General features: G+C 66.7%; 25 protein-coding genes and 3 pseudogenes. 13 read left to right on the forward strand and 15 right to left on the reverse strand.

Annotation, left to right across the window (positions count from 1 at the left end):
• The first annotated feature begins 169 nt into the window (after positions 1-169).
• The 6 genes from OG874_RS09750 to OG874_RS09775 all read left to right on the forward strand — a co-directional run bounded on the left by OG874_RS09750 (position 170) and on the right by OG874_RS09775 (position 6,896).
• Positions 170-1,057: an ABC transporter permease gene (locus OG874_RS09750; protein WP_330254791.1), complete on the forward strand. Its 888-nt coding sequence runs from the start codon at positions 170-172 to the stop codon at positions 1,055-1,057.
• Positions 1,054-1,938, forward strand: a complete 885-nt coding sequence (locus OG874_RS09755) for an ABC transporter ATP-binding protein (protein ID WP_330254792.1) — start codon at positions 1,054-1,056, stop codon at positions 1,936-1,938. Before OG874_RS09750 ends, OG874_RS09755 begins: the two co-directional genes overlap by 4 nt.
• The gene (locus OG874_RS09760) at positions 1,935-2,711 is read left to right on the forward strand and encodes an ABC transporter permease (protein ID WP_330254793.1); all 777 of its coding nucleotides are present in this window, start codon (positions 1,935-1,937) and stop codon (positions 2,709-2,711) included. The genes OG874_RS09755 and OG874_RS09760 overlap by 4 nt, the downstream gene beginning before the upstream one ends.
• On the forward strand, positions 2,708-3,850 hold the full coding sequence (locus OG874_RS09765; RefSeq protein ID WP_330254794.1) for an ABC transporter substrate-binding protein: 1,143 nt from the start codon (positions 2,708-2,710) through the stop codon (positions 3,848-3,850). The genes OG874_RS09760 and OG874_RS09765 overlap by 4 nt, the downstream gene beginning before the upstream one ends.
• Positions 3,851-5,158, forward strand: a complete 1,308-nt coding sequence (locus tag OG874_RS09770) for an aspartate aminotransferase family protein (RefSeq protein WP_330254795.1) — start codon at positions 3,851-3,853, stop codon at positions 5,156-5,158.
• A 202-nt stretch (positions 5,159-5,360) separates the two neighbouring features.
• Positions 5,361-6,896: a glycosyltransferase family 39 protein gene (locus OG874_RS09775; RefSeq protein ID WP_330254796.1), complete on the forward strand. Its 1,536-nt coding sequence runs from the start codon at positions 5,361-5,363 to the stop codon at positions 6,894-6,896.
• Positions 6,897-7,034: 138 nt separating this feature from the next.
• Here the strand turns inward: OG874_RS09775 and OG874_RS09780 are convergent, their stop codons facing one another.
• The gene (locus tag OG874_RS09780; RefSeq protein WP_330254797.1) at positions 7,035-7,985 is read right to left on the reverse strand and encodes a helix-turn-helix transcriptional regulator; all 951 of its coding nucleotides are present in this window, start codon (positions 7,983-7,985) and stop codon (positions 7,035-7,037) included.
• Between the two features lie 64 nt (positions 7,986-8,049).
• Here OG874_RS09780 and OG874_RS09785 point away from each other — a divergent pair, with 64 nt between their 5' ends.
• The 3 genes from OG874_RS09785 to OG874_RS09795 all read left to right on the forward strand — a co-directional run bounded on the left by OG874_RS09785 (position 8,050) and on the right by OG874_RS09795 (position 10,390).
• Positions 8,050-9,213 carry an epoxide hydrolase family protein gene (locus OG874_RS09785; RefSeq protein ID WP_330254798.1) on the forward strand — a complete coding sequence of 388 codons (1,164 nt, stop codon included), beginning with the start codon at positions 8,050-8,052 and terminating at the stop codon, positions 9,211-9,213.
• A gap of 67 nt (positions 9,214-9,280) precedes the next feature.
• Positions 9,281-9,652: an arsenate reductase family protein gene (locus OG874_RS09790; RefSeq protein WP_330254799.1), complete on the forward strand. Its 372-nt coding sequence runs from the start codon at positions 9,281-9,283 to the stop codon at positions 9,650-9,652.
• Between the two features lie 57 nt (positions 9,653-9,709).
• The gene (locus OG874_RS09795) at positions 9,710-10,390 is read left to right on the forward strand and encodes a TIGR00266 family protein (RefSeq protein ID WP_330254800.1); all 681 of its coding nucleotides are present in this window, start codon (positions 9,710-9,712) and stop codon (positions 10,388-10,390) included.
• A 223-nt stretch (positions 10,391-10,613) separates the two neighbouring features.
• Here OG874_RS09795 and OG874_RS09800 read toward each other — a convergent pair whose 3' ends face one another.
• On the reverse strand, positions 10,614-11,123 hold the full coding sequence (locus tag OG874_RS09800) for an NUDIX hydrolase (RefSeq protein WP_330257241.1): 510 nt from the start codon (positions 11,121-11,123) through the stop codon (positions 10,614-10,616).
• Positions 11,124-11,201: 78 nt separating this feature from the next.
• On the opposite strand from OG874_RS09800, the gene OG874_RS09805 reads away from it, so the two are divergent.
• Positions 11,202-11,579: a nitroreductase family deazaflavin-dependent oxidoreductase gene (locus tag OG874_RS09805; protein WP_330254801.1), complete on the forward strand. Its 378-nt coding sequence runs from the start codon at positions 11,202-11,204 to the stop codon at positions 11,577-11,579.
• A gap of 53 nt (positions 11,580-11,632) precedes the next feature.
• Here the strand turns inward: OG874_RS09805 and OG874_RS09810 are convergent, their stop codons facing one another.
• The 3 genes from OG874_RS09810 to OG874_RS09820 form a co-directional block, all read right to left on the reverse strand.
• Positions 11,633-12,283 (reverse strand): slipin family protein, encoded by a 651-nt coding sequence (locus OG874_RS09810; RefSeq protein ID WP_330254802.1) that lies wholly within the window; start codon positions 12,281-12,283, stop codon positions 11,633-11,635.
• Between the two features lie 315 nt (positions 12,284-12,598).
• A complete protein-coding gene (gene yidC / locus OG874_RS09815; protein WP_330254803.1) occupies positions 12,599-13,489 on the reverse strand; it encodes a membrane protein insertase YidC in 891 nt (296 codons plus the stop codon).
• Between the two features lie 111 nt (positions 13,490-13,600).
• Positions 13,601-13,900, reverse strand: coding sequence for a DUF6412 domain-containing protein (locus OG874_RS09820; RefSeq protein ID WP_330254804.1), 300 nt, complete (start codon positions 13,898-13,900; stop codon positions 13,601-13,603).
• Between the two features lie 114 nt (positions 13,901-14,014).
• Here OG874_RS09820 and OG874_RS09825 point away from each other — a divergent pair, with 114 nt between their 5' ends.
• Positions 14,015-14,443, forward strand: coding sequence for a hypothetical protein (locus OG874_RS09825; RefSeq protein WP_330254805.1), 429 nt, complete (start codon positions 14,015-14,017; stop codon positions 14,441-14,443).
• Here the strand turns inward: OG874_RS09825 and OG874_RS09830 are convergent.
• The 6 genes and pseudogenes from OG874_RS09830 to OG874_RS09855 all read right to left on the reverse strand — a co-directional run.
• Positions 14,425-14,520: pseudogene (locus OG874_RS09830) on the reverse strand (sterol desaturase family protein); the annotation flags it as partial. The gene OG874_RS09825 and the pseudogene OG874_RS09830 sit on opposite strands and share 19 nt — an antisense overlap.
• Positions 14,521-15,339 carry an AraC family transcriptional regulator gene (locus OG874_RS09835; protein ID WP_330254806.1) on the reverse strand — a complete coding sequence of 273 codons (819 nt, stop codon included), beginning with the start codon at positions 15,337-15,339 and terminating at the stop codon, positions 14,521-14,523.
• Between the two features lie 75 nt (positions 15,340-15,414).
• Complete coding sequence (locus OG874_RS09840; protein WP_330254807.1) at positions 15,415-15,567, reverse strand: hypothetical protein; 153 nt, start codon at positions 15,565-15,567, stop codon at positions 15,415-15,417.
• 259 nt (positions 15,568-15,826) lie between these two features.
• Positions 15,827-16,999: a PucR family transcriptional regulator gene (locus OG874_RS09845; protein WP_330254808.1), complete on the reverse strand. Its 1,173-nt coding sequence runs from the start codon at positions 16,997-16,999 to the stop codon at positions 15,827-15,829.
• A gap of 98 nt (positions 17,000-17,097) precedes the next feature.
• Positions 17,098-18,114: an AMP-binding protein gene (locus OG874_RS09850; RefSeq protein WP_442943323.1), complete on the reverse strand. Its 1,017-nt coding sequence runs from the start codon at positions 18,112-18,114 to the stop codon at positions 17,098-17,100.
• 231 nt (positions 18,115-18,345) lie between these two features.
• Positions 18,346-19,128 (reverse strand): helix-turn-helix domain-containing protein, encoded by a 783-nt coding sequence (locus tag OG874_RS09855; protein WP_330254809.1) that lies wholly within the window; start codon positions 19,126-19,128, stop codon positions 18,346-18,348.
• A gap of 71 nt (positions 19,129-19,199) precedes the next feature.
• Between OG874_RS09855 and OG874_RS09860 the strand changes: the two are divergent.
• Positions 19,200-19,409: pseudogene (locus OG874_RS09860) on the forward strand (alpha/beta fold hydrolase); the annotation flags it as partial.
• A gap of 20 nt (positions 19,410-19,429) precedes the next feature.
• Here the strand turns inward: OG874_RS09860 and OG874_RS09865 are convergent.
• Both OG874_RS09865 and OG874_RS09870 read right to left on the reverse strand, forming a co-directional pair.
• Positions 19,430-21,202: a DUF4873 domain-containing protein gene (locus OG874_RS09865; protein WP_330254810.1), complete on the reverse strand. Its 1,773-nt coding sequence runs from the start codon at positions 21,200-21,202 to the stop codon at positions 19,430-19,432.
• Positions 21,199-22,097 (reverse strand): annotated as a pseudogene (locus OG874_RS09870) (AurF N-oxygenase family protein). Before OG874_RS09870 ends, OG874_RS09865 begins: the two are co-directional and overlap by 4 nt.
• A 71-nt stretch (positions 22,098-22,168) precedes the next feature.
• Between OG874_RS09870 and OG874_RS09875 the strand changes: the two are divergent.
• Complete coding sequence (locus tag OG874_RS09875) at positions 22,169-22,582, forward strand: hypothetical protein (protein WP_330254811.1); 414 nt, start codon at positions 22,169-22,171, stop codon at positions 22,580-22,582.
• Here OG874_RS09875 and OG874_RS09880 read toward each other — a convergent pair.
• Positions 22,579-23,124: an NUDIX hydrolase gene (locus OG874_RS09880; RefSeq protein WP_330254812.1), complete on the reverse strand. Its 546-nt coding sequence runs from the start codon at positions 23,122-23,124 to the stop codon at positions 22,579-22,581. The two genes, OG874_RS09875 and OG874_RS09880, sit on opposite strands and share 4 nt — an antisense overlap.
• Before the next feature lie 19 nt (positions 23,125-23,143).
• Positions 23,144-23,884, reverse strand: a complete 741-nt coding sequence (locus OG874_RS09885; RefSeq protein ID WP_330254813.1) for a hypothetical protein — start codon at positions 23,882-23,884, stop codon at positions 23,144-23,146.
• Positions 23,885-24,079: the final 195 nt, after the last annotated feature.

Raw genomic sequence — 24,079 nt, forward strand, 5'->3', positions numbered from 1 at the left:
GTGGCCAGACGTCGTCTCGCCGAGGCCGAGACAGCACATGTGCCGGTATCAGAGGGTGATCGATGAGCGTGGGAAATCGGCGAGTGCGCCGTCACGTGGATGCGGTCGGCACGCTCGCGGCTATGGCGCGCGCGGCATTTGACACATGCTCGATACCGGTGGGTGCGCGATGAGTGCGGTCGCCCGGGCGCGTCGAGTCGCGTACGCGGTCGGCGTCCTTCTGTTGGTCGTCGCCGTGTGGGAGCTCGTGAAGGCTTTTGTGCCCGAACGTGGGGTCAGCATCGGTGATCAGCGCATCCTGCCGCGCACGAATGACGGTGCGCTGCCGCATGTCTGGTCGGTCATCACGGTGCTCGGTGACAAGGACGGCTCCGGCACCGTCGGTGGCACACTCGTGCGCACAGCCGGATTCACCTTCGGCCTCGCACTGCTGGCGTTGGCGATCGGCACGGTCGTCGGTATCGCGCTGGCCGTGGTGATGCAGCGCTTCTCCTTCGTCGAACGGGGATTGCTGCCCTATATCATTGTCTCGCAAACGGTTCCGCTGATCGCGCTGGCGCCGCTGGTTGCCGGATGGGGCGGCAAGATCGTCATCGCCGGTGAGCCGTGGCGGCCGTGGATGAGCATCGCCGTCATCGCGTCGTATTTGGCCTTTTTCCCGGTCGCGGTCGGGATGTTGCGCGGACTGCAGGCACCGTCGAAGGCCTCGGTTGAACTGCTGTACAGCTACTCGGCGAGCTGGTGGGAAACGCTGTTGCACTTGCGGTTTCCGGCGGCGGTCCCACATTTTCTGCCCGCGCTGCGCCTGGCCGCTGCGGCATCGGTGATCGGTGCGGTGGTCGCGGAGATCTCGACCGGGACTGCGGGCGGGATCGGCCGCCAGATCATCGTGTTCTCCCAGCAGGCGACCGGCGATGCCGCCCGGCTGTACGCCGCCGTGCTCGTCGCCGCCCTGCTCGGCGTCGCCGTCACCGCCGTGGTCGGCTTCGCCGAATTCGCACTACGTCGTTACAGCCGTCCGGTCGGGGCGCGCAGCTCGTCAGGAGGTACCCGTTGACCGGGAAAGCAGAATCAGCCGTGGCGGATACCGATGAGACGGTGGTGCCCGAACCCGAGCGGCCGGCCGATGTGGCCGCGGTCGATCTGGTCGATGTCGGCAAGATCTTCGACGCGGGCTCGGTCACCGCGCTCACCGACGTTTCGCTGAAAGTCCAGGCAGGCGAATTCGTTTCCCTGATCGGCCCGTCCGGCTGCGGCAAATCCACCCTCCTGCGCATCATCGCCGATCTGGAGCAGCCGAGCAGCGGCACCGTGACCGTGCACGGTAAAACCGCACGGCAGGCCAGAATCGACCAGGACTACGGCATCGCCTTCCAGCAGGCGGGCCTGCTCGACTGGCGCACCGTGCAGGCCAATGTCGAACTACCCCTCGAACTACACAAGGTCCCGAAGGCCGAAAGACGCGCACGCAGTGCGGAACTGCTCGAGATGGCCGGTCTGACGGATTTCGCGCAGCGCTATCCGGCGGAACTGTCCGGTGGCATGCAGCAGCGGGTGGCGATCGCTAGGGCACTGGCCCGCAAACCCTCGCTGCTACTGATGGACGAACCATTCGGCGCACTGGACGAGATGACCCGGGAACGGATGCAGGGCGAACTGCTGCGCATCGCCGGCGAGACCACCGCCGCCGTCGTTTTCGTGACGCACTCGATTCCGGAGGCGGTCTTCCTCTCCGACCGCGTGGTGGTCATGTCACCGCGCCCCGGTCGCATCACCGAAGTCGTGCCGACCGGCGGCTGGGGCCGCGAGGCGGGTGTCAGCGGGGACGATATCCGTTCCAGCGAAGCCTTTTTCGAGGCAGTCGCCGCCGTCCGCACCGCGCTGCGCGGCGGGCACGAGGCCGCCGACATCATCGTGGCCGGACAGGATGTGCGATGAAAACCTGGCTACCACCGGTGGTGTTCGGCGTCGGCGGCCTGGCGCTGTGGCAGGTGCTCACGGTCGTCGCCGGTGTGCCGTCGTTCCTGCTGCCCGCACCGACCGCGATCGCGAAACAGTTCACCGAGAACTTCGGCCGCATCGTCGACGCCGCGACCGCGACCGGCACTAACGCCCTCATCGGCCTGCTGGTCGGTGCCGTCCTCGGCATCGTCGCGGCGATGCTCGCGGTGCGGTTCCGACTGGTCGAGGGCCTGCTGACCCCGCTCGCCGCCGCCGCGGCCGCGGTGCCGATCGTCGCGCTCGCCCCGCTGCTGAATTCGATGTATTCCACCACCACCGATACCCCGCGCCGCATGGTCGTCGCCATCGTGGTGTTCTTCCCGATGTTCGTCAGCACCGCCCGTGGCCTGCGCCAAGTGCCGCAGGTGCACGCCGATCTGATGACCTCGTATGCGGCCGGCGGCTGGCAGATCACCCGCACGGTGCGGTTGCCCGCGGCACTGCCCTACCTGTTCACCGGTCTGCGCATCGCGGCGCCGGGCGCAGTGATCGCCGCCATTATCGCCGAATACTTCGGCGGCTTGCAGAACGGCCTCGGCAGTCGAATCACCTCGGCCGCAGCCAATACCGCCTATCCACGGGCGTGGGCCTATGTGGTCGGCGCCATGATCGTCGGCCTGCTCTTCCTCGCCGCCGTGCTGATCCTCGAACAACTGACCCGCCGACCCCGGACCATCCTGATCCGCGACATCTTTGGGAGATCGAAATGAGAAGTAATACCAGGCGTTTGCGTGCTTGTCTCGCGCTGGTGGCGTTGGCGGCGGCCGCGCTGACCGGCTGCAGCACCACCGACAACACCTCCGGGACCACCGCCGACGGGCTGACCAAGGTCCGCCTGCAACTGCAGTGGTTCAAGCAGGGCCAGTTCGCCGGTTATCTGGCCGCCGTGGACCAGGGCTTCTACAAGGAACAAGGCTTATCCGTCGAAATCCTCGACGGCGGTACCGATATCGTGCCCCAGACCGTACTGGCCCAGGGCCAGGCCGATTACGCGATCGCCTGGGTGCCCAAGGCGCTCGCCTCCCGTGAGGCCGGGGCGGGCATCACCGATGTGGCCCAGGTATTCCAGCGCTCGGGCACCAAGCAGGTCTCGTTCAAATCCGACAATATCTCGGGCCCGGCCGCACTGCGCGGCAAGACCGTCGGAAACTGGGGCTATGGCAATGAATTCGAGCTGTTCGCCGGGATGACCAAAGTCGGCATCGATCCGGCCAAAGATGTAAAACTCGTTCAGCAGCAGTTCGATATGAACGCGTTCCTGGCCAAGGACATCAACGCCGCCCAGGCCATGTCCTACAACGAATACGCCCAGCTACTCGAGACGAAGAATCCGGCCACCGGAAAGCTGTACACCGCGGATGATTTCGCCACCATCGACTGGAACGACGAGGGCGTCGCCATGCTGCAGGACGCGATCTGGGCGAATTCGGAGAAGCTGAAGGATCCGAAATACCAGGACCAGACGGTCAAGTTCATCGCGGCCTCGCTGAAGGGCTGGGCCTTCTGCCGCGACAATGTCGACAAATGCCGCGATATCACCGTCGCCGCGGGCAGCACCCTCGGCGCGACCCATCAGCAGTGGCAGATCAACGAGGTCAACAAGCTGATCTGGCCCTCGCCCAACGGCCTCGGGATGATCGACAAGACCGCATGGGACCGCACCGTGAAGATCGCCAAGGAGACCAAGAACCAGGAGGGCGTGACGGTGCTGAAGAAGGATCCCGATGCGGACGCCTTCACCAACGAATACGTCACCAAGGCACTGGATCTGCTGAAGTCCGGCGGAATCGACGTCACCGGAACGGGATTCACGCCGCAGCAGGTGACCCTGACCGAAGGCGGTAAATAGGTGGTCGATCACGTCTTCTATCCCTGGAGCGCCCAGGCGACCCTGAATCCGGTGCCGATCGTCGGCGCGTCGGGCTCGTGGTTCTGGGAGGAGAGCGGCAAGCGCTATCTCGACTTCTCCTCCCAACTGGTGAATGTCAATATCGGCCACCAGCATCCGGATATCGTCGCCGCGATCATCGAACAGGCACAGAAACTCGCCACCATCTCGCCGACCGTCGGCAACGAGACGCGCAGCGAACTGGCCAGGCTGATCGTCGAACGCGCACCCGGTGACCTGAATCGGATTCTGTTCACCACCGGCGGCGCGGAGGCCGTCGAGCATGCGGTGCGGCTGGCGCGCAGCTACACCGGCCGTACCAAGATGCTCGCGGCCTATCGCTCCTATCACGGCGGCACCGGCGTCGCGATCGGTCTGACCGGCGAGCCGCGGCGCTGGGGCGCGGAGCCGACCAATGTCGACGTCGTCCGCTTCTTCGGTCCGTATCCGTATCGATCGCCTTGGGGTACAACAACTCTCGAAGACGAGACGACGGCGGCGCTGAATCACCTGCGTCAAGTCATCGAATTGGAGGGGCCGCAGCACATCGCGGGCCTGATCCTGGAAACGGTGGTCGGCACCAACGGTGTGCTCGTGCCGCCGCCCGGCTATCTCGCCGGCGTACGGGAGCTGTGCGACGAATTCGGCATCGTCTACATCGCCGATGAGGTCATGGTCGGATTCGGCCGGGTCGGTGAATGGTTCGCGGTGCAGGCCTTCGACGTCGAACCCGACATCATCACCTTCGCCAAGGGCGTGAACTCCGGATACGTCCCGCTCGGCGGCGTACTGATGGCCGAGCGGATCGCCCAACGCTATGACGAGACGGTGTATCCGGGTGGGCTCACCTACGCCGGACATCCGCTCGCGTGCGCGGCGGGCGTCGCTTCGATCGGCGTTTTCGAACGCGACGGCATCCTCGACCACGTGCGCTCGGTCGGTGCCGATGTGCTCGGAAAAGGCTTGGCGGAGTTGGCATCCCGGCATTCGAGCGTCGGCGAGGCGCGCGGGCTCGGCTACTTCTGGGCGCTGGAGCTGGTGCGCGATCCGCACACCCGCGAGCCGCTGATCCCGTTCGCGGCCGCCGGTCCCGCCGCGGAGCCGATGAACCGGGTCACCGCCGCCGCCAAGGAACGCGGACTGTGGCCGTTCAATGCGGGCAATCGTTTCCAGATCGCGCCGCCACTGACCACCACGGCCGAGGAACTGCGTACTGGCCTGGAGATCGTCGACGAGGTGCTGGAGGTCGCCGACGAATACGTGCCGTGATCGCGGCGAGTTCGATGACGACCCCGCCCTGCTGCCAGGTCTGATAAGAATCGGCTCGCACGGGTTTGCCGTCCGGGTCGAAACTGGTCGGCAGGGCAGGGCGACACACTGACGATCGGGACTTGCCCGGCGGCTCAGGGGCGCGACGGCTGATTCCCGCTACATTCGAGCGGTCCATCTCGGAACCCCTCCAGGAGCTGGCGTGACCGACACCGCAGATCGTCAGGGGGCAGCCACCGCGCCTGCGGTCCGTCCGCCGCTGGCGACCGCCGGCATCGGCGTCATCGCGGCCGTCGCACTGGCGGTGTTGGTGTTCTCGGCGAGCCGCTACGACTACTTCGGCGACGAGCTCTACTTCCTGGCGGCGGGACGGCGGCCGTCGTTCGGCTATGCCGATCAGGGGCCGGTATTGCCGATGCTGGCGCGGTTGATGGATACCATCGCGCCGGGCGATTTCTTTGTACTGCGGCTGCCGGTGGTAGCGCTGACCGTGCTCGGCGTCGTGCTGTGCGCACTGATAGCGCGCGAGCTCGGCGGCGGACGCGGCGCGCAGATCTTCGCCGCGATCGCCTACGCGACCTCGCCGTTCCTGCTGCTCCAGGGCAAGATGCTGACGACCAACGCGGTCGACACCGTGCTCTGGGTGATCATCACGTGGCTGGTCGTGCGCTGGGTGCGGACCCGCCGCGATGGCCTGCTGCTGTGTGCGGCTCTGGTCACCGCGGTCGATATGCAGGTGAAATGGTTGATCCCGTTCTTCTGGATCGGCGTCGCGGCGGGGTCGCTGATCTTCGGTCCGCGCGAACTGGTGCGGCGGCCGCTGCTGTGGCTCGGCGGGGCGATCGTGGTGGCGGCGACGGTGCCGTCGTTGATCTGGCAGGCGCGCCACGATTGGCCGCAGCTGTCGATGGGGGAGGTGATCAGCGGTGAGCAGGGCATCCTCGGCGGCCGGGTGATGTTTGTGCCGCTCGCGCTGCTGCTGGCCGGATACTTGGGCGCGGTCTTGTTGATCTACGGCGTATGGGCGCTGCTGCGCCATGTCTCGCTGCGGCCCTACCGGTTCCTCGGGGCGACCCTGCTGATACTGGTCGCCATCTTCCTGGCGATCGGCGGACGGATCTACTACGTCGCCGGGATGTACGGCGTGGTGCTCGCTGCGGGTGCGGTCGGTCTCGCCGAACTGGCGGGTCGACTGAATCCGGCCCCGCGCCGCTTGGTCGCAGGGGCCGGTGCGGTACTCGCCGCGGTGGCCACGGGCTATCTGCTGTGGGCGACCCCGTGGCGCGACGCCGCACACGTCCAGCCGCCGGCCGGTGACGCCGAGGCCGCCATCAATATCGGCGTCTACGGCGAATTCGGCTGGCCGGAACTAACTTCCGCCGTCACCAAGGCGTACGACTCGCTCACCCCGGCCGAACGCGCCGACGCTGTCATCGTCACCGACACCTACTGGCAAGCCAGCGCCCTTGACCAATTCGACCGTGCCCACCTGCCCTCGATCTACAGTCCCAGCCGCGGCTTCGGTTATTTCGGCACACCCACGGACAACGCGTCGGCAGTCATCGCCGTCGGCGTCAACGATGCCTTCCTGCACTGGGATTTCGACAACTGCGCACCGGTCGCCAAGGTGGACAGTCGAATCGGCTACCCGGGCAATACCCAGGACGTCACGGTCTGGACTTGCACCGGTCTGCGCCACCCGTGGTCTGAGGTATGGCCGGCCTGGATGCACCTGTAGTCGACCATGTCGAACTGGTTGCCAAGGTGGACAGCCGAATCGGCTACCCGGGCAATACCCAGGACGTCACGGTCTGGACTTGCACCGGCCTGCGCCACCCGTGGTCTGAGGTGCGGCCGACCTGGATGCACCTGTAGTTCAGGCCAGCGCGGCCCGGAATCGGTCGGTGATCGCCCGCAGGTGGGCGGCGAGTTCGGCGCCGTCCTCGATATGGAAGTCGGTGTCGATGGCGGCGAGCAGGAAGACCAGTGCCCGCGGATTGTCCGCCCCGATATCCAGCAGACAGCTGTGCTCGTCGACCGCGGTGACGGTCCCGTAGCCCGCCGCGTCGCGGGCGACAGTGGAGTTGGCGGGTACGTGCAACCGAATGATCGCCCGCGAGGGCCACATTCGCGCCACATTGCTCGAAACATGGCTTGCCGCATCGCCGCCGGGGATGGGACGCGGCTCGAACCGTGGCCCGGTCGGGATGATCGGACTGATCCGGTCGGCTCGGAACGTGCGCCAATCGGCCCGATCTCGATCCCAGGCAACGAGATACCAGCGCGGACCCCAGGTGACGAGCTCGTGCGGCTCGGTATCGCGACGACTCGTCCGCCCGTCGTGGCCGCGATAGTCGAAGCGCAGCCGGTGCCGATCGCGACAGGCGGTGGCCAGGGTGGTGAGCACCTGCGCGTCCACCGTCGGCCGGGTGCTCGGCGCGGAAACCGCTGCCGGGCGTAGCAATTCGACCCGATGGCGCAGCCGGGCGGGCAGCAGCTGTTCGAGCTTGACCAAGGCGCGCAACGCGGTCTCGCCGATCCCGGTCACCCCGGAGGTGGTGGCGGTGCGCAGCGCGATGGTGATGGCCACCGCCTCCTCGTCATCCAATTGCAGTGGCGGCAGCCGGGTTCCGGCATCGAGTCGATACCCGCCATCGATGCCCTTGCTCGCGTGCACCGGATAGTCCAGCGCGCGGAGCTTGTCGATATCCCGGCGCACGGTGCGGGTGCTGACACCGAGCCGATCGGCGAGGTCTCGGCCGGACCATTCCCGTCGTGTCTGCAGCAGTGCCAGTAGCCGCAGCAGCCGAGCTGAGGTCTGTTTCACGATTTCTCAGTCTGCCAGGACTAGAGGACAGAAGTTGTCCGCTAGTGCCCATAGCGTTCTTTCCATGAGCAACGAGATCACCCCCTTCCAGATCGACATCCCGCAATCCGACCTCGACGATCTGAACGCCCGGCTGGCCGCCGCCCGTTGGCCCGCGCGGCTGCCGGATGTGGGCTGGGCCCGGGGCGTGCCGGTCGAGTATCTGCGCGAGCTGGTCGAGTACTGGCGCACGGCCTACGACTGGCGGGCGCAGGAGGCGCAGTTGAACAAAATCCCGCAGTTCACCACCGAAATCGATGGGCAGAACGTGTATTTCGTGCATGTGCGCTCGCCGCGGCCGGATGCGACGCCGCTGATTCTGACCCACGGCTGGCCGGGTTCGTTCGTGGAGTTCCTCGATGTCATCGGCCCGCTCACCGATCCGGCGGCGCACGGCGGCGATCCGGCCGACGCCTTCCATGTGGTGATCCCGTCGCTGCCCGGCTTCGGCTTCTCCGGGCCGATCGTCGAGACCGGGTGGAATGTGGCCCGGGTCGCGGCGGCGTGGGCGGAGCTGATGCGCCGACTCGGCTACCAGCGCTTCGGTGCGCAGGGCGGCGACCTCGGCGCGTTCGTCGCGCCGGAGCTGGGGCGGGTGGCCGGTGCTCGGGTGCTCGGCGTGCACGTCAACGCGGCGACGTTCGGCTTCATCCCCTTCGGCGAGGTCGCCGAGGACGAGCGCGCCACCATGACCGAGGCCGAAGTGGCCAGACTGGGTCGCATCGCCGATTTCCGCGGTGACGGCAGCGGTTATTTCAAGATCCAGTCGACGCGGCCACGGACCCTGGCCTACGGCCTGCACGACTCGCCGGTCGGGCAGTTGGGCTGGATCGTGGAGAAGTTCAAGGAGTGGAGCTTCCCCGCGGACGCGCTGCCCGAGGCCGCGATCGATCGCGACCGGCTGCTCACCAATGTGATGCTCTACTGGCTCACCGGAACGGCGGGCTCTTCGGCCGAAATGTATTACGAGAACATGCATTCCAGCAATTACCACACCACCCCGGCGACGATGCCGACCGGTGTCGCGGTCTTCGCGCAGGACATCGCGATCCGCCGCTACGCCGAAACCGGCAACAACATCGTGCACTGGTCGGAGTTCGAGCGCGGCGGGCACTTTGCCGCGCTGGAGGCGCCGGATCTGTTCGTCGATGACGTGCGGTCGTTCTTCCGGAGCCTGGATCGAGGGTGAGCCGCAGCGCCGGGGTTCGGCCGGCCGGTGCCGACCGCACCCCGGCGGTCATGGTTAATTGGAAGCCATGACATCTGGGGAGACCGAGATCTGGCACAACCCGCGGTGCACCAAGAGCCGCAACGCGACCGCGCACCTGGACGAGGCGGGCGTCGAGTACACGGTGCGGCGCTACCTCGACAATCCGCCGACCGCGGCCGAACTGCGCGCGGTGCTGACGCGGCTGGGGGCCGAACCGTGGGAGATCACCCGCACGGGTGAGCAGATCGCGAAGGATCTCGGCATGTCCGGGTGGGGGCGCACCGCGGCCGATCGGGATCAGTGGATCGAGGCGCTGGCGACGCATCCGCAGCTGATCCAGCGCCCGATCGTGCTCACCGCGGACGGTGGCGCGGTGATGGCGCGGGACGAGGAGACACTGCGGTCGCTGGCCCCCTGATTTCCGGGTCGAATCGGCGGCCCTTTCGCGGCGAATCAGGCGGTAGGGTCGGCAAATATGAAGGTACAACTGCGGCATAGTCCGGCCTCCGCCGTCGCGCGGTGCTTCCTGGCCGGCGGCGAGCCGATGCGGGTCGAGAGCGGCGCCATGGTCGCCCACTCGGCGGGAGTTTCGTTGCAGGCCAAGGCCGAAGGCGGCATCCTCGCCGGCCTGAAGCGATCGGTGCTCGCCGGCGAATCGTTCTTCGTCTCGACCTTTACCGCACCGCCGCAGGGCGGTTGGGTCGATGTGGCGCCCGCGCTACCCGGCGACATGCTGAACCTGCAGATCACGCCGGATCGGCCGTTCTTCATCAGCCGCGGCGGCTGGATCGCGAACTCGCACGGCGTGCAGGTCGAGGGCAAGTGGGGCGGCTTCGCGAACCTGTTCGGCGGCGAGGGCGGCTTCGGTCTGCGTGCGCACGGCGACGGTGAGGTGGTCGTCGGTGTGTTCGGCGCGATCGATGTCATCGATCTGCAGCCGGGCGAGCCGATCACCATCGACACCGGGCATGTGGTGGCCTATGACCTGGCGATGAACTTCACCATTCGGCGGGCCGTCTCCGGGCGGTCGATCCAATCGCTCAAGTCGGGTGAGGGCTTCGTCTTCGACTTCACCGGACCCGGTCGGGTGCTGCTGCAGACCCGCAATCCGGGCGCGTTCGCCGCGTGGGCCGGATCGACCGCGTCCTCGGGCTAGGTCCGCGTTTTCACGGGCCCCTTACCTGCTGGACATGTAGATCGTGCAAAATGCAAATTTCATATCGGGTCCAGCAAGGGAATGTACATGGAGCTCCTCGAGGTCGCAGCGACCATCCTCACCCAGTTCATGACGGTTCTGAGCGGTAGCGCCGCCTGATCGGAGACTGCGGTGAGACGGCCCATCAGGTCCAGGACCTGATGGGCCGTCGCTGTTGTCGGCCTCAGTCGAAGAGTTGGTCGATGAGCACGCGGGTATCGGGAACGAACGGCCACGCCGAATCGGCCAACCGCGTTCGCAGTTCGGCATCGGTCCACCACCAGCCGTCGACGATCTCCTCGGGCTGGTGCCGGATGGGCCCGTCGTAGCGCAGTTCATAGGCGAACAGATGGCAGCGCATCGGCTTGCCCTGCCATTCACCGTCCCAGGACGCGCTGGCCCGCAGCGGCAGCGGAGGTGCGTCGGCGGGCCGGACGATGCCCAGTTCTTCCGCGAGTTCACGGATAGCGGTCTGCGCCGGGGTCTCGCCGGGATCGACGACGCCACCGGCCAGACAGTCGTGCATGCCCGCGAAAACCATCTTGGTATCGGTGCGGCGGTGCACGTAGATCCGCTCGCCGTCGCCGGAGCGGACCAGCACGCCCGCGCTGGCGTGCCAGATGCCGTCGCGATAGACGGTGGCCCGGTCCGCGACGCCGATTTCGCGACCCGCGGGGTCGTAGATCGTGATCATCTCCGAGTGAGGGTGCACAGACACCGGTCGAGGGTAACCTGATCACCGCACGCCACCCTGAGAGAGGACCGCCCCAGAATGGTGCTTCCGCGCGCCCTGGCGAAATTGAACCGCCGTGTCACCAATCCGCTGCTCGGCCGCCTAGTCGGCCGGGTCGCGCCGATGGCCATGGTGGTGCACAAGGGACGAAAATCCGGTCGCCCCTATCGAACTCCGGTGTGGGCGTTCGAGCGCGACGGTGTCTACCGGATCGCACTCACCTACGGACGCGATGTCGATTGGGTCAAGAACATCACGGCCGCAGGCGGTTTCGAGCTCGAGACCAAGGGTACGGTCGTGCTGCTCATCGATCCGAGGGTGGACAACGACCCGTCGGCGCGGTGGGCGCCGCTCGGTGTCCGGCAGGCGCTGAAGTTGATGGCGGCCACCGACTACCTGCAGGTGCGCCCCGCCTAGCGGTACCACTGAACGCCGAAACCCCTTGTCCGAGCTTGGACAAGGGGTTTCATTCAGGCGCGCTCGCGCGGGTCGAGCACCACCTGCGTCCCCGGTGTGGTCGCGACCTGCAGGGTGCGCAGTCGCAGCAGTGCCGGGTGCTCCTCCAGCAGCCGCGCGGTGTTGGCGAGCGAGCGCAGCGCCGCAGCTTCCGCGCGGGCTCGTTCCAGTTCGGCACGACCGCGCTCCTTGGCGAGCACCGTTTCCAGTGCCGCCTTGCGCAATTCACCCGGCAGCATGAGATCGCGGGCGTTCAGGCCATCGACGCGAAGGCCGAGTCCGGCCACCGCCGTGGCGATTTCGACGAGATCACCGACGAGCAGGGCACGGTCGGCGACCAGCTCGTCGAGGGGGTGACCCGCGACGGCCCGGCGCGCCGCGTCCTGTACCGCGGCGTAGAGCACGCTCTCCGGATACTGTGCGCCGGTGGTGAACTCCTCCGGATCGGTGACCTGCCAGTTCAACGCGTAGCTGACCCGCAGCGAAAGTCCGTCGAGGGTGAGCAGCTCCTGTCCGCTGACGGTCAGCAGCCGGGGCCGCATGTCGACCACGATCAGCGTGCAGCGCTTGTCGTCGTACCGGTGGCGTCCCGGCTCGAGCACTCGCTCGAGGGTACCGTCGCGGTACAGCAGCGTCCGCTGCCATGCCATGACCGTTGTATACATGTTTCTCACTCCTCCCGTGGTGTGTGTCGTTGGCTACCCGGTGGTTTCGGATGTCACCCGGTCCGGGTCACGGGTCCGCGACGGGGGTCTCCCACGGTTGTAGCCGTGGAGCCCGCAGAGCCGTTTGCCGCATCCGACCCGGAGCCGGATGGCATCGCTGAGGAATCGAACCTCATCCAGGCTTTCGCCCTTCGCCAGGTAAGAGGCCGAGTCCGACACGGGGAACGCGATCCGGAGATTCCGGTGCGCCCCTTGACTCGACCTCGGATAACGATAGGGATCGCGGCCGGAGTGTGCGAATGATTTATTGGGCGGTCACCGTCGCTGGCGCTTCGGTTTCGCGCCGGGTTTCGGGGCCGCGGCGACGCGGGCCGCGGCGACGCGCGTTGCCTCGGCGGCTGTTTCGGCGTCGAGCCGCCGGTAGACGAAGTGTTGTTGTGCGAGCGTCCACGCGTTGTTCGTGACGAAGTACAGCAGGATCGCGACCGGCAGCAGTGCGCCGCCGGCAATGGCGGCGGCCGGGAAGGCCCACAGGGTGAGGTGGCGCATGAACGGCAGCTGCGTCGTTCCGGCACCGGTCTGCCGGTCCACAGCCGCCCGCGCCGTGAAATGCGTTGCGACAGCGGCGATCACCATGATCGGCAGTGCGACGATCGCCACCGTTGAAAGCAACTCGCCCGCGCCGGCGACGGTGGCCGACAGCGGTGCGCCGAATAGCTCGGCGTGCAAGAAGGACTGGACGTCGCCGGGGCCGAAGAGGTAGTTCGCGGTGGCGGCGTTCTGTTCGGCGGTCATCGACGCCGTGCGGCCGATCGGCAGATAGTCGAAGGTGCCGGTCCGGTCGAAGGAACGCAGCACATGGAACAGCCCGACGAAGACGAATATCTGGGCGATCAGCGGAACCAGGCTGGCGAAGGGATGCACGCCGTTGTCCTTGAAAAGCCGTTGGATTTCGGTGTTCTTGCGCTGCGGATCGTCTTTGTATTTCCGCTGAATTTCCTCGACTCGTGGCCGCAGTCGCTGCATGGCGGCCTGCGTGCGCGCCTGTTTCAGGAACGGCAGGAACAACGCCGCCCGCAGGGTGACGACGAGAAAGATGACCGCGAGCATCCAGGCGAGTCCACTCGCTGGACCGAGGACGGCGCCGAAGGCGGTGTGCCACACCCAGAGAATGGCGGACACGGGGTAATAGATGAAGTCGAGCATGGGAGAGCACCTGACTGTGGAAACGTGCGTCCACGCACGTCGTTGGGAACGGGTCAGCCGAAATGCCGACGACCGTGCGGCCGTCAGGCGGCAGCGACCGCAGAACAGTCGCTACGCGGCGACCGACCCCGGTGCTCGGGGGCGCGGACGTCCCGCGGTGTCCGGATTGCTCTGGCGCAGGAACGAACCCCGACGCCGACGCTGTGCCGAGGGCGGCGGACCCGAGTGGGCCAGCGCTAGCGGCAAGAGTTGGGTGCTCCGCACCGAGAGCAGCGCGAAAACCAGCGCAGCCGCGATGACGCCGAAGGCGGCCAGCGCCGCCGGCTCGTTCGTGGGTGCCGCGGCCAGCGCGAGCGCGGGCACGACGAGTGCGAAGACCGCAAACGCCAGCAGATGTACCCGCGAGAACATGCCAAAGAGCCTACCGGCCGGATGCCTGCCCCGGCGATATAGTGACTCGGCGCTCACCGAAATTGCTGATGGCCCCAGCTATCGAAAGAATCCAGCGATCGAAGGAGCAGTGCCGTGAATTCGTACGACTCTTTCTCCGCCGAGATCATGCCCGCATCGGTCCGCACGGCCCGAATTCTCGCGTGGTGCCTGGCCGGACTCGGCGTCGGGTTGATCATCATCGCCATCGTGACCGGCAATCCGGACCTCGGTGGTGCGATCGCGTTCGGCTACCTGTTCGCCTGGCTGCTCGGCGGCGTCGCCTTCGCCTTCGGTATGGACGGTCGCACCGTACAGGTGATCGCGGTCGCCCTCGCGGCGGTGTCGGCGTTCCTGTGCCTGGGTTTGACGGCTGTCGGCCCGCTGCCGGGGTTCGCGGGCCTGTGCCTGTCGGTCGCTGTCATCGTGCTGCTGTGCAAGCGGGAATCCACCGCCTGGTTCATCCGGCATCGACAGGCCACCACCGACTACATTGCGCAGCCGCCGTCGGATGTGAACGGGTAGACGAGCTGATCCCAGATCAGTGTGAACAGACCGAAATTGACGTCGCCGACACCGGCGAACTTCAGGTGATGGAATCGCTAGGGTGCGTCGCCGAGATCCCACTGGATGCGGCGGCTCAGCGCCGAGGGCGGCAGGCCGAAGGTACGGCGGCAGGTGCGAGTCAGATGCGAGCTGTCGGCGAAACCGGCGGCGTGGGCGGCGGCGGTGAGGTCGTCGCCGGAGCGGACGCGGGTGATCGCCACATGTAGTCGGAGCCAGAGTATGTAGGGCCGCAACGGAATTCCGACCTGCGCGGTGAACAGATGGGTGAGTCTGGTCGCCGAGATGCCGACCCGGCGCGCGACATCCGCGCCGCGGATCGGGCCGTCGCCGACCAGACTCGGTAGTAGTTCGAGTGCGTCGGTGACCGCCTCGTGGCGATCGTCCTCGACCTGCTGGGTGTTGTCGCGCTCGAGATCGTCGACGACGTCGGCTACCAGATCAGCGAGCGTTTCCCGCTCCGGATCGATGGGCAGCGAATGCGCGCTGTCGGCCCAGCCGTACGTATGGGCCCTGCGGTCGGCGGCCGCGCCCGCGACGGATTCGGGGTCCAGATAGATCGCGGTGCCCCGCTCGGCGCCGGTGGCGATGCGGTGCGGTGCGTCGGCGGGAACGATGACATGGGTGCCGCGGTGCCGGATACCGCTGGCGTCCACCACGACCACCGGCGTACACGCGGCGACAACCCGGACGGCATGGTGCGCGTGCAGCGAGGTCGGGCCGATGGTGCCGCCGAAGGCGAGGACGCCCGCCCGCAGCAATGCGGTGCCCTCCCAACGCAGTTCACCGGGTGTCCCGGGGGCATCGTGCATGGATCGGGGAGAGGTGGTTGCCCCGCTGGTAACCAGAGCCTTCATCATTGGATGCTCCCGGGTGACTGCGAATCCCGAATCGGATCCCTCACGGAGACTATCCCGGTCGCACGGCCGCTGTCAGGGTAACGGCGACGCGATCGAGGAACTCGGTGACCAGGGGCAGGCGGTCGGGGTGTCCGGGAACCGGGTGCGCAGGCCGAGGCCGTCGTCGGGGTGGATGGCCGCGTCGGCGGCCCGCACTGTGGTGGCGAAGTCACGTTCGGCGGGCACCCGGGCCGGGGCGTTGGCGACCGGCCGGCCGAAGGTGTTGTGTGGTGGCGCGGTTCTCGCCGGCTGCGCACCGGAAACACCGGATCGGTCTCGGCCGCCCGATACAACTCCCCGGTTATGTCCGGTGCGTCGAAGTTGCAGTGCAGTGCGTCGTGGCGGGGGATACGGGCAGCGAGTGCGGGTCCGTCGATCGGACCCGCGACATCGAAATGCGCGGCAAGCCAGGTCGTCAGTCCGCCGTTGCGGGACACCCCGGCGGTCAGGGGGCGAAGTCTGCGGATTCGAGGCGACGGGCGAGGCGTGCGGCAGAGAGGGTCATGGCGTCGGCGGGGCGATGTGGATCGAGGCCGGTGAGTTCGTGTACACGGGACAGGCGATAGGTCACCGTGTTGCGGTGCACGCTGAGCTGTCGCGCCGTCGCCAACTGGTTGAACCCGCTGTCGACGAACACCTCGAGGGTCGCCGCCAGCATCGGCTGGGTATCGAGCGGCGCGAGCACCGCGGCCAGCCCCGGTCGTGCCGCGTCACTCACCGCAACCGTGTACTCGAACTGTAAATTCGTTCTGCGGCAGAGGATTTCGCGACGAGTCAGACATCGGCCGAGTTCGGCGAGCACCCGCGCCTCGGCGAACATCGCGGGGATCTCCGCCCTGGTCAGTGCCGCGCCGACGCCGACCCAGTACGGCGGCGCCTGGTCGGGTTGGTGTGCGGGTAGTCGCGCGGTGAGCCCGGTAAGGGCGGCCGCACCGTCATCACCCGGCTGCAGCGGGATGAGTGCGGTCCAGCCGCCCGCGTCCAGCCGCAGGAAGACGCCCGGAGTCGCCTCCACCCGATGCCGCAGCGCCGATGCCGGCCCACCGCGGGTGCCGCACAGGCGGAAGACCGCGACGAGGAAGGCGTCGGCGACCGTGATGACGGGGTCGTTGGCCCACTCGACCGGGTCGTGCCCAGTGAGCAGGGCCTCGGCGATGCCGCGCCGACGCTCCAGCAGTTCCCAGCGCGGATCGTGCGAACGCTGCGTCGCCGCGGTGGCGATGCGGGTGGTCACCAGGGTGACGTATTTCAGCAGCACCAGTGCGGCGTCGAGCAGCAGGTCTTGTTCGGTGGCGGTGGCCGATTCCCGCAGCCGCTCCCAGATGAAGGCCGCGCCGAGCCGATACCGGTCGAGCACTTCGGGCAGCGGCGCGCCATCGCGGAGCCGGTCCATGGCCAACTCGACGAGCTCACGGGTGTCCTCCTCCGAGGGTTCGGTACCTCGGCGCAGATACTCGAAGAACAGGTCGACGTTGAGCTTCGTACCGCGCGCGAAGTCGGTCTCCACCAAGGACTGCGGTAGCCGCGGATAGGGTGGCAGGGTGGCGTAGAACCCGTCGACCAGCGCGGCCGCCCTGCGGTGCAGATCGTCGAACGCCCGTGTCCGCGATGGCATCATTGAAACTTCTCCGTCCCGAACCTACTTCGAGTAGAAGCTCTCGATCGTATCCGTGTAGCGGGTGGCGATCGGGGTGCGTTTGAGTTTGCCGGTCGCCGTCAGGACGTCACTGCCCGGCTCCCAAACCTCGGGCAGCACGATGTACTTCTTGATCTGCTCCACCCGGGAGAGTTTGCCATTGGCGGCGGCGACACCCCGCTCGATTGCGGCCAAGACCTCCGGAAGAACTCGTGCACCTCGGGTGGGATGGCCACCGAACCGGTGACCGCGGCACGGACCTGATCCAGGCCGAGGCGGGTGCGGATCGACGAGAGCACCAGGCGATCGGCGAGATTGTACTGGAGTTTCGCCGATAGACCATGGGTTCGGCCATCGGACGCGGCCCTTGCGCGGGCGCGGCCGGTCCGCACCGCCCACTGGATCAGCGCGTGTTTGACCGGGCTCGGTTCGGCGGCGAAGCGCTCCTCGAGCGCGCCCTTCACCTTCACCCAGATCCGGGGCACGCCGAGGAAGACGGTCGGGTGCACCTCGGCCAGCGCCTCGGCGACCATCTTCAGGTCGGCGACGGTGGTGATCTCGCCGCCTTCCAGCATCGTCAGGTAGTGCGCGAACCAGCGGTTGGCGGCGTGCGCGTCGGGCAGGTACGAGATCACCCGGTCGCTGCTGCTGCCGCCACCGAATTGTTCGATGACGCGGGCGTTTTCGATGAAGTTGGTGTGGGTGAGTTCGACGCCCTTCGGCGGGCCGGTGGTGCCGGAGGTGTAGACGATGGTCAGCAGGTCATCGGGTCCTACACCGCGCCAGGTGGTTTCGAAGTCGAAGTCCTCCTGAGGTGTCGCCTCGACTGTCGACAGTGCGATCGTGCCCGCCGCAGCCTCATCGACGCAGATCACGTGCTCGACGTTATTGCCCTGGGCCGCAGCCTTTTTCACGGCCTCCAGGATCTTCGGCGCGAACTGGCGCTCGCAGATGACGATTGTGTTGCCCGCGTTGCCGAACTGGTAGGCGAGCAGGTCGACGGGGTTGGTGTTGTACACCGAGAACGGGGTGCCGCCCGCGTGCAGAACGGCGGTATCGCAGAGGTGGAATTCGGGCTCAATAGATGTCGAGGTCACACGGCTGGCGAACGCTTGTGCAGGTGACTCCGTCGTCGCCTTTCAGCACAACGCATCGGCGCGGCGCGGCGCTAGCGACAAATGCGCAGACTGTTGTGCTTTGTCTTGTGCACGTGACCAAAATGCGTCCGATCGGTGGGTTGGTTCTGCCTCGGTTCGTCGACCACCACGAGGCGGATCACGTCATCGGTGACAAATCGGCCGAACTCTACTTCGACGTGTAGTCCCGAATCAGTCGAGGTGGAGTTCGCTGTTGATGGTGGTGAAGGCGGTGGGGGTGAGGCCGAACATGGCGCGGAAGGTGTCACTGAAATGTGAGGGGGAGGCGAAGCCGGCGTCGACGGCGGCGCGGGTGAGGTCGTGGCCCGCGGCATAGGCCTCGGCTACCCGCAGCATTCGGGCCCACTGGACGTAACGGCGGAAGCTGGTGCCGGTTTGTTCGGCGAAGGTGCGCAGGAAGTACGACGTGGACAAGCCTGCGGCGCCGGCCTTTTCGGCGGCGCGTTGTTGCTCGGTCGGATCGGCGCGGATGGCCGTGGCGACGGCGGCGATGCGCGGATCGCGGATGGTGGGGATCGGGATGCTGGCGAGGTCGAGGAGCCGGTCGATATCCGGCCGCGGATCGGCACAGAGCTCGATCAGTTCGGCCTCGTGGCGGTGGTCGGCACTGTATCCGTTGACGGTGCGCCGCATGCCGCCCAGGCAGCGGGCCATGCTGGTCGAGGTCGGGTCGAAGAAGCAGAACAGCTTGCGGACGTCGGGGTCGAGGACGTGGTGGGTGACGCGGGCTCGGAACAGGAAGCTGCGGGCGGTGATATCGGGGGAGTCGGCGACGCGGACACGAAACGGGCCGTCCAGTCCGACGCCGAGGCAGGCGACCGCGGTGGAGTGCGCGCCGAGGGCCATGCCCGGCCCGATGTAGACGGCGTGCCCGAGCCGTAGCCAGAGCTGCGCGTGCGCGGTGGCGACCGCCGCGTCGGGAGGACACGTTTCTGGAAGTGCTGACCGCACCATGTCCGCGACGATACCGAAGGACGCTCCGCGAGACGGTGAGGAGATCAAGGATGAAATCGGATGAGCAAGCGATGTCGATAGGTGAGCCGACATTCGAGTTGCGCGAGGTAACGGTCGATGGTGCGCGACTGCGTTACGTCGATACCGGACAGGGCGAGCCGCTGGTGCTGCTGCACGGCTGGCCCGAGAGTCACGCCGCGTGGCGGCACCAGATCGGGCCACTCGCGTTGTCGCGCAGGGTGATTGCACCGGACTGGCTCGGCTGGGGCGATTCCGACCGCGACCCGGCACTGAGTTGTGACTACGACAGCGAGGTCGACCGGATCGTGTCGAGCGCGTACGGAGGATCGCCGATGCCGACGACGCGGAGGTTGCCCCACGGGTCGCGCTCCTGGAGTCGGCCCGCGGTGGGCTCCCTGCCGGGCAGGGTCAGGAATACCTCGGCCCGCCCCGGATCGGGCAGTTCGCCGCCGTCAGCCGGTGCGAGGCGTCCGTACCAGTGGTAGAGGCCGTCGATCGGATCCGGATGTCCGCTGAGGGTGACTTCGACCGGAACCTCCGCGCCCGGTGCATCGAGTAATGTCGGGCCTGAATACTGGTGTGCCGGTTCACGATCCGCAGGCACGGTCAGGTCGTAGTGCCCTGGATCAGGTCTGCGCATTCTCCGCCAGTAGGAGACGCTGGAGCCGGGCCATGCGGCGCGGTTGACCTCGTGCTCGTCCAGGTACCAGCTCTGGCAGCCACCCGAATTCCACACGGTACCAGCCAATTTCGCCTGCATGCGACGGTTGAACTCGTGCTGCGGCGCGGCCCGGACTTCGATGCGGCTGCTCGAGGTCTTGCCCAGCAACTCCAGGCATCGGCGGATATACCGGGCCTGCGCCTCGATCATGAAGACGATGGATTGGTTTCCCCCACCGGAATTCGGGCCCATGATGAGGAACAGATTCGGGAACCCGTGCACCGCGACACCGAGAAAGCCTGCCATTCCAGCGCGCCAGGCATTTTGCAGCGTGCGCCCATTCGCGCCGACGATGTGCTGGTCGGCGAACCGATCGGAGATCTTGAATCCGGTGCCGTACACGATGGCGTCGAATTCCTGCTCGATGCCATCGGCGGTGACGATCCCGGTCTCGGTGAGCGAGGTGATCGGCGAGGTGACCAGTGTGACGTCATCGCGTTGCAGTGCCGGATAGTAGTTGTTGGACACCAGAATTCGCTTGCACCCGAGCCGGTAGCCGGGCGTGCGGCTGCGGCGCAACTCCGGGTCGGTCACCTGCCGACGCAGATGCGCGCGAGCGAGGACTTCCACGCGCCGCATGAGCTCGGGATTCATGAACGCCGGGATCAACGACTCGTAGCCCCAGTAGATCGCCCAGCGGTAGAGCCGTTGCGATCCCGGCAGATACCGGAACATCCGATGCTCCACCGATGACAGCGGCCGATCCGGCTTCGGCACGATCCAGTGTGGTGTTCGCTGGAACACCGTCACGTGCTCGGCCTGCGTTGCGATCTGCGGTACGAATTGCACTGCGCTGGCCCCGGTTCCGATGACGGCGATCCGCTTGCCGGTGATATCGAAATCGTGATCCCACTGCGCGGAGTGAAAACTGCGCCCCCGGAACGTCTCCCGGCCAGGGAAGTCCGGCACGCTCGGTTCGTGTAGCGGCCCCGGCGCCAGCACCACCGCACGCGGCCGGAAGTACCGCCCGTCCGCGGTGCGCACCTGCCAGCGGTCGGTCTCGTCATCGAAATCGAGCGCGACGACGTCGGCACGCAGCCGAATATGCCTGCGGATATCGAATTTATCCACCGTGCGGCGTAGATAGTCCAGTATCTCGGGCTGCCGGGCGAACATCCGGGTCCACCGCTGATTCGGTTCGAACGAATAGGAGTGCATCAGCGACATGACATCGCAACCGCACCCGGGATAGGTGTTCTCCCGCCAGGTTCCGCCGATCTCATCGGCCTTCTCCAGCACGACGAAGTCGTCGAAACCGGCCTTGCGCAGTTCGATCGCCATGCCGATACCACCGAAACCGGCTCCGACGATGAGGATTTCGGGTTCGGTCATGCGTACAGCCCCCGCCAGCGCCAGATGCGCTTGCCCACCGGACCGATCAACCCCTGCTTGTCCAAGAACGCGCCGAGATTCGCGGCACCGGTGCCGAGCGCCTTCTTGGCGTACGGATTGCCGGTCGCGATCTGCCGGGCCGCGCGCCCGTCCAACCCGGCGCGGTCGTACATGTGCCGATTGGTCATGAGGTACACGAACAGCGGCGTGGCCACCGCGACACACAAACGGGTGTAGGCCAATTCGGCCTGCGACATGGTGGCCACCCGCCGGGCGAGCGCATCGCGCGCGAACCCGATATGCCGTGCCTCCTCGGTCACGTGGATGCGCATCGCCCGAGATACCAAGGGCTGCAACTCCGGATCGTCGAGGGTGCGCCGCTGCAACGCGTCGAAGATCTCCTCACCGACCAGCGCGCCCACCCAGGTCATCGACCCGCGCAGGAACAGTGGCAGCGCGCCGATGGCCAGCCGGCCGGGCAGCCGGGGCCCGTACGGACGCGCCTCGATCCGATCGATGAGTTTGCCGAACATCATCATGTGCCGGCACTCATCGCCCATTTCGGTGAGCGTGTAGTGCGAATGCCGGGTGGTCGGGTCATCGCGCAGCAGCTCGCGCAGTAGCAGCCGGTTGAGCAGGTTCTCGAACCAGATGCCACCGAGAGCACGTTCGCCAGCTCCTGGCGGGACAGTTCCCGACGCTGCTGCGGGCTCATGGATTCCCACAGCGCGGTGCCGTACAGCGAGATCACTTCGGGCGGCAGGAACAGTTTGTCCGGATCCAGCGGCGCGTCCCAGTCCAAATCGACGGCAGGCTCGTAGGACTTCTGCACCGAACCGGTCAGCAGGCGCTGCGCGAAGGATTCCTGCGGGATGGCCGCGGCCTCGTTGCCCATGTCAGCTCCAACTCTCGAATATCCGATACAAGCTGTTACACTCAGATTAGTGAGACACGCTGCGCGATGCCGTGCACGGTGCGGTCGGTACCTACGTCGGCTGGGTGGAACGGCATCCGAATCTGCACCGATTCCTGGGTGAGGCCGCACCGCAAGGGGATTCGTCGCAGGCGCTCACCGGCGCGCGTAACCGCATCGGCGGCAGGCTGGCCGATCTCTTCGCGGTCTCATTGGCGCGCTTCGGTATCGACCCGAACCGGGCCCGCCCGATGGCCTTCGGCATCATCGGCTTCGTCGACGGCTTCGTGAACAACTGGCGCGCCGACGCCGCGACCACGCTGACCTCCGATCAGGTCGAGGGGATTCTCACCGAATCCGTCCTGGCCCTGTTCGAAGGCAACGCGCGCAGCCTCGGAGTTCCATTGGCGCGCGACACGATCGTGGCCGATCTGCTGAACCGCGCCGAACCCGTGCGGTCGCCCTAGCGATCATTGGGTGCATCTCGCTGATGGAATTCCATTGCGAGAGCGAGTAATTCGGCCATGTGGTCACCATCGGTGCGGGACAGTCGCACCGCTTCGTCGGGCGCGAAGGTGCGGACCTCGAGAATATTCTCGCCATCGTCGGGATTGGTCGGCTCGGAATCGAGCACCACATCCGCCGTACACCACAGCCACGCTTTGTGCGGGTGCGGCTGCCACGGATAGTAGGGCTCGGCGTGATCGGTGGTCGTGTGATGCGCGCCGATCGGGCGTACCGGTCCGACCGGGCGGGCACCGGCCTCCTCCCGAAGTTCGCGGCGTACACAGTCATCGATCGTTTCGCCCGCTTCTCGAGTGCCACCGGGCACGATCCAGATATCGCGATCATCGCGGCACAGCACGATCTGCCCACCGACGAAGCAGATGACGTGGATATTGCTGACGAGTTCGTCGGGCGGCAGCTCGGTGGAAAACCGGACATCCAGACCGCCCCATTCCCAGCGGGTCGGCGTGTGCAGCAACGGGTATCGTTCGGCGAGCGTCACACCGGCGACGCTAGTGCACTCACTCGGTCCCGGACTTGCCGATCTGGAAGTGGATATGGTCGATATGCGCCGCGCGTCCGGTCGGCTGTGCGTCCGGATGATCCGGATGCATGATGAAACTCGGCGCACCGATGCTGGAGATGGCGCTGGTGGGATCGGGACTGTCGGAGCCGTCCTGCCATTCGCTCGCGCCGAAATCGTAGACACTGCGGAAGAAGTCGGCGACGAACAGGTCGCCGTCGGGATCGCCGAGCGGACTCGCATCGGGTTCGTCGAGTCGATAACACACGCGCGAGCCGGTGCCGCGCGGCCAGGTGCCGCCGGGTGTCACCGCGGTCTCCACGATGCTCCAGTGCGCCGCCACGGTGATCTTGCGCGATACATCGCCGACCGGCATGGTGACCCCGGCGAAATCCACCGCGCGACCCTGGCCGTGGCAGTCGACGCGCGGGGAGCCGTCGGAATGCGTTCCGCCCCCGTCTATTCCGATCGTGAACATATCCGTGACGCCGAAATTGGCGGCCAGGAAACGGCAGAATCGCCACAGCGCCAATGCATTTCGCGGGTCGAGGTGTTTCGGTGCCGCTGGCATATCGCCATCGTGGACGATCACCCCGGCGATATTGCCCGGTTGGCGTTTTCCGGAGTGCGGGTCGAATCCCGCGAATCCGATCATGGCCGGAGACGCTGGCCCATCGAAGAGAATCAGATCCTCGTTCGCGAGACGTTCGAGTTCGGCGAACGCGTGGTCCTTACTCATGGCTCGGGCCGGTTCCGACACGACGCACCTCCGGTGCAACTGAAAACGATACGTCGACGCAGTTCGGTGACGCTGCGTAAGAATCCGGCACCCGAGCGAAAAGAACACGAGTAGTTCGGTACTCGTGTTCTCTTCGTCCCGCCCGTCGCTGAACTCGACGGCCTGTGCACCTGTTTCGGGCGGCTGAACTGCGGC

Origin of the sequence: Nocardia sp. NBC_00565, assembly GCF_036345915.1 — a bacterium.
In the GTDB taxonomy this organism is placed as follows: domain Bacteria; phylum Actinomycetota; class Actinomycetes; order Mycobacteriales; family Mycobacteriaceae; genus Nocardia.

What these genes read in the sequence shown, in the direction of transcription:
- OG874_RS09750 (WP_330254791.1), top strand. Translation starts at nt 170, where the DNA reads ATGAGTGCGGTCGCCCGGGCGCGTCGAGTCGCGTACGCGGTCGGCGTC.
- OG874_RS09760 (WP_330254793.1), top strand. Translation starts at nt 1,935, where the DNA reads ATGAAAACCTGGCTACCACCGGTGGTGTTCGGCGTCGGCGGCCTGGCG.
- OG874_RS09765 (WP_330254794.1), top strand. Translation starts at nt 2,708, where the DNA reads ATGAGAAGTAATACCAGGCGTTTGCGTGCTTGTCTCGCGCTGGTGGCG.
- OG874_RS09785 (WP_330254798.1), top strand. Translation starts at nt 8,050, where the DNA reads ATGAGCAACGAGATCACCCCCTTCCAGATCGACATCCCGCAATCCGAC.
- OG874_RS09790 (WP_330254799.1), top strand. Translation starts at nt 9,281, where the DNA reads ATGACATCTGGGGAGACCGAGATCTGGCACAACCCGCGGTGCACCAAG.
- OG874_RS09795 (WP_330254800.1), top strand. Translation starts at nt 9,710, where the DNA reads ATGAAGGTACAACTGCGGCATAGTCCGGCCTCCGCCGTCGCGCGGTGC.
- OG874_RS09800 (WP_330257241.1), bottom strand. Translation starts at nt 11,123, where the DNA reads ATGATCACGATCTACGACCCCGCGGGTCGCGAAATCGGCGTCGCGGAC.
- OG874_RS09805 (WP_330254801.1), top strand. Translation starts at nt 11,202, where the DNA reads ATGGTGCTTCCGCGCGCCCTGGCGAAATTGAACCGCCGTGTCACCAAT.
- OG874_RS09810 (WP_330254802.1), bottom strand. Translation starts at nt 12,283, where the DNA reads ATGTATACAACGGTCATGGCATGGCAGCGGACGCTGCTGTACCGCGAC.
- yidC (WP_330254803.1), bottom strand. Translation starts at nt 13,489, where the DNA reads ATGCTCGACTTCATCTATTACCCCGTGTCCGCCATTCTCTGGGTGTGG.
- OG874_RS09820 (WP_330254804.1), bottom strand. Translation starts at nt 13,900, where the DNA reads ATGTTCTCGCGGGTACATCTGCTGGCGTTTGCGGTCTTCGCACTCGTC.
- OG874_RS09835 (WP_330254806.1), bottom strand. Translation starts at nt 15,339, where the DNA reads ATGAAGGCTCTGGTTACCAGCGGGGCAACCACCTCTCCCCGATCCATG.
- OG874_RS09845 (WP_330254808.1), bottom strand. Translation starts at nt 16,999, where the DNA reads ATGATGCCATCGCGGACACGGGCGTTCGACGATCTGCACCGCAGGGCG.
- OG874_RS09855 (WP_330254809.1), bottom strand. Translation starts at nt 19,128, where the DNA reads ATGGTGCGGTCAGCACTTCCAGAAACGTGTCCTCCCGACGCGGCGGTC.
- OG874_RS09865 (WP_330254810.1), bottom strand. Translation starts at nt 21,202, where the DNA reads ATGACCGAACCCGAAATCCTCATCGTCGGAGCCGGTTTCGGTGGTATC.
- OG874_RS09885 (WP_330254813.1), bottom strand. Translation starts at nt 23,884, where the DNA reads ATGAGTAAGGACCACGCGTTCGCCGAACTCGAACGTCTCGCGAACGAG.